This window comes from Endozoicomonas atrinae (assembly GCF_001647025.1).
In the GTDB taxonomy this organism is placed as follows: Bacteria; Pseudomonadota; Gammaproteobacteria; order Pseudomonadales; family Endozoicomonadaceae; genus Endozoicomonas; species Endozoicomonas atrinae.
The window spans coordinates 1-3,042 of record NZ_LUKQ02000425.1; the positions used below are offsets into that span (position 1 = coordinate 1).

The 3,042-nt window shown below is 51.9% G+C and carries 3 protein-coding genes; all 3 read left to right on the forward strand.

Annotated features, from left to right (window positions below; translation table 11 throughout):
- Positions 1-226, forward strand: a 226-nt coding sequence (locus tag AK963_RS33785) for a hypothetical protein (RefSeq protein ID WP_175404688.1), incomplete at its 5' end; no start/stop codon positions are given.
- Entirely contained in the window at positions 226-996 is a 771-nt protein-coding gene (locus AK963_RS27355) for a hypothetical protein (protein WP_066018488.1), read from the forward strand. The genes AK963_RS33785 and AK963_RS27355, both read left to right, overlap by 1 nt.
- Positions 993-2,861, forward strand: a complete 1,869-nt coding sequence (locus AK963_RS27360; protein WP_066018489.1) for a hypothetical protein — start codon at positions 993-995, stop codon at positions 2,859-2,861. Before AK963_RS27355 ends, AK963_RS27360 begins: the two co-directional genes overlap by 4 nt.
- Positions 2,862-3,042 lie beyond the last annotated feature (181 nt).

Below are 3,042 nucleotides of genomic sequence, written 5' to 3' on the forward strand. Positions count from 1 at the left end.
TGTTCAGCTTCGATCAGAAGCGTTTTTGATTCTGGATTATCAACACAGCTTTCGTCTTCGGGGGGTATACAGTCTGTTCCCATGGTTGAACCAGAGTAATAGTTCATCCGGCAGAAACTTTTGTCAGATGGTCACAGTGCAGGGCGAGGATTACTTCACCATCAAGCGAGCCAGAAACATCAATGACAACATCAACTGCTTTGTGAAACTGACGGGGGAGTGGTGATGCAGGAGTGCCGAATTGAGCAGCTGAGCATACCGAAGCCCTTCGACAACAGTATTGCTGTAACGCTTACCGTGGATGGCCTGCCCTATAACGGTGTTGTGGAACTCTATCAGCCCTTGAATACCCGTTATCTGGTAGCCACCAAAGCGGACAATGGACAGATCGTGATGAAGAACCTGCCAGCGTTGCTGGCGGATAAAAACCTTTGCCTGCTGATTACCCACGAAGGGCGACCGTTCAGTAGTGAGTTGATTACCCCGGATAACGTGGTGGTCTATGAACTGGCGATCAACACCAGTGGAGGCGGTGGTACACCAACCGGTGATCCTGCCACCATCAGCGGCAAAGTAGAACGGGTACTGGACAATCAGGCCGAACCCGCAGCAAGGCAACTGGTGGCTATTGAGCATAAGCCCGATGGTTCATGGTCAGTAACTGGGGATACCACCAGCGACAGCGAAACCGGCAGCTATACGCTGGACGTGCTGACCGAAGGCGGCGACACCTTTGTGCTGGCGATGGACGAATACGGTGTGCCTTTCACCGTAACGGCATCTGTGGTTCAAGGTGATCTGATTCATCCAACTGTTCCTAATGGTCATGCTTACCGGGTGGAAGCAGGCGGCACCTTACCCGCCACCGAACCGGTGTGGTGGATTGATACCGGCACGACTCACACCCGCACCATTGAAGGGGATATCACCCTGCGAGCCATTCCTTTCTATCGGCCTCTGGCACACGGTCCTATCAAAGCAGAACCCACACTATGAGTTATGAGGTTCCCACCGACAGCGCAGAGTTTCGGCTAACCGGCGCACCCTATGCAGTGTCATCGGCGGCTATTGCTGACTTTTCTTTTGACGGAAAGGGGCTGATTTATTTTGCTCCGCCTCCCGGATTGGTTCGCCATTACGAAGGCCAATGGCAAGGGGCGGTCAGTCGGCAGCAGGGCTTTTCTGCAAGCTATTCAATGAGTCGGCCTATTAGCACCTCCCGGAAGCAAAGTAGTCAGCAGGCGAAGCCTCTGGAAGCCTCACCGCTTGGCCTGTTTTGGGGAGCAGTGGCTAAAAAGGAAATTCAGATCAGTTTTAGTCATGGGGAGAGCCAGAAGAAAGAAGCGGCAACCGGCGACCGTTGGCAGCAGCCTGAGCGAAAGGAAAGGGGCAAACAAAGTGCGTGGGATAAAAGCATTCAGCCACAGGATCAGGAACAGGCCTCCCCTTGGAATCATCCTCCGGAGCGGGATAGCAACGTATCCGAAGGCATGCAGTCGGTTGATCTGTACGGTGCAAAAAAATGGAAAAGCCCTGCTTACATTCATCCACAGCAACCGCTGAACTTTACCTTTCAGGATCGGGAATACCTGCCACAGGCTAACGGCTCGGTATTTTTCCAGATTGGTGCCTTTGACAAAGAAACTGCTGCTGTCCCCATTGATAGCAAACGCCCCTTTACCTTCCGTAGCAACCGGGCCGAAGATCAGCCGGTTATTCTGCCATGGGGTTTAGGTCAGAAGGCCAAGGATGAAACGGTAACGGGAAACTATGGTGGTGAGACTGACCCGAACGTGGTGGAAAAACCGGAGCCGGAACAGCCAGAGACCAGGGAGAGTTATCTGCTAATGAATATTATCACCACCGTCGTATTGCCTGCCCGAACACCGATTGAATTACCCTCAATGGAGATCAGTCTCGATATTGATAGCTTCTCATGGAGCTTTACCGGAGAGCTTTGGGGCGGTTCCAATATCGCATTGGTCGAACCGGACGAGAACGGTCCAAAGCAGATCGAGGTGGATATCAACGGCTGGAAGTGGATCTTCATTATTGAGCGTTACAGCACAAACCGACGGTTCGGGGATGAACGTTATACACTCTATGGCAGCAGTCGAACCCAGCTATTAGCAGCGCCTTATGCGCCACAACGAAGCAAGAGCAACAGCGCCAACCTCAATGCAAAGCAGGCGATCAGCGAAGAACTGGCTAACACTGGCTTTACGGCAATCTATCCCGATCTGAACGACTACAGCACACCCGATTGGATCATGCCCGGAGGTTCATTCAGCTATCAGAACCAGACCGCTATGCAGGTCGTGGCCAAGATCGCTAACACAGCTGGATCGGTGGTTATCCCAAGCCGTGATAATGACCAGGTGAGCATACAGCCCCGTTACCCTGCCAGCCCTTGGTACTGGAATACTGCCACGATGGACAAGATTGTGCCTGCGAGCATGGTCATTAGCTTAAGTGCCAACTGGCGACCGGAGCAGGCTTACAATGCGGTTTATGTTTCCGGCACCAATGCAGGCGTTGCTGTCAACGTCAAACGAACCGGAAGCAGTGGCAATAATCCGGCTCCCGATATTCTCGAAGACTGGCTAACAGAAACACAGGTGAACACCGAGCGTGGCCGCAATGAGCTGGCCAAGGGTGGCAACCAGAGTATTACGACCATCGAGCTATCATTGACCGATACCAACACTGCACCCGGGTTAATTGAGCCGGGTATGCTGGTGGAAGTTCAGGATACGCTATTAGGAGAGAGCGGAAACTGGCAAGCCCTCTGCCTGGCTACAAATATCACGGCTGAACGAAGCAGAGTCATCCAAAGTGTCCAGCTGGAAAGGCACTATTAGGCACCTACACACCAATGGCTGAGTATCTTGCGTTGACGATTGAATACAAGTGCCCATAGCGATTAGGATACTACTCTGTATAATGGCGGAACGTTAAAAGTGTGATTTATTTTTTATGCAAAGATTTGATGTTCCGGGTGTAATAGCTCGCCATATCCTTCATAAGTGATAACAAGCTTCT